Below are 230 nucleotides of genomic sequence, written 5' to 3' on the forward strand. Positions count from 1 at the left end.
CGGAAATTGTAAATTTCGCCATTGTAAGTCAGCGCATAGCGGCCGGACGCCGAAATCATCGGCTGCGCGCCTGCGGACGACAGATCGAGGATCGAAAGCCGGCGATGGCCAAGCCCTGCGCAGCCGTCCTCGCTGATCCAGTGGCCGTCTCCGTCCGGGCCGCGATGCGCAATCGCATCTGTCATCTGGCCTAAAGTCTGGCGATCTATCCGGCCCCGTAACGCCAAGGT

The 230-nt window shown here is 61.7% G+C and carries 1 protein-coding gene; it reads right to left on the bottom strand.

The genetic code is table 11. The features are described 5' to 3' along the window. The coding region (locus AC0L20_RS41995) for a hypothetical protein (RefSeq protein ID WP_473295993.1) at positions 1 to 185 on the bottom strand (185 nt) is incomplete at its 3' end. Positions 186 to 230 lie beyond the last annotated feature (45 nt).

It is taken from the genome of Bradyrhizobium sp. Kon58 (genome assembly GCF_055807455.1).